This is a genomic window from Rhodoferax ferrireducens (assembly GCF_003347515.1).
GTDB lineage: Bacteria > Pseudomonadota > Gammaproteobacteria > Burkholderiales > Burkholderiaceae_C > Rhodoferax.
Genome location: NZ_QEII01000022.1, coordinates 1 through 255, shown reverse-complemented (window position 1 = coordinate 255; position 255 = coordinate 1). Strand labels below are relative to the sequence as shown.

1 protein-coding gene is annotated in these 255 nt (G+C 62.0%); it reads left to right on the top strand.

Translation table 11 applies throughout. The features are described 5' to 3' along the window. Nucleotides 1-255, top strand: a 255-nt coding sequence (locus tag C5P05_RS00085) for a transglutaminase-like domain-containing protein (protein WP_420130701.1), incomplete at both ends; no start/stop codon positions are given.

Sequence of the window (255 nt, the reverse complement as noted above, 5' to 3'; positions counted from 1 at the left end):
CTTCTTCTATTCGAACGATGATCGCGCTGATTTGGGCGCCCTCGCGATTCAGCAGTACCTTGACCCGATGGGACGCCTCCAGAAGTGGGCCCGATCATTCGTGCGGGGTGCCGCACCCGACACGCTGCAATTGCTGAAAGCGATCAGCCACGGCGTGTCCGAAGCGTTGCAGTACGAGGTGCGCGAAAGCGAAGGTACCCAGACGCCGATCGAATCGCTCGACCGTGGGCGGGGTTCGTGCCGCGACTTCGCCAT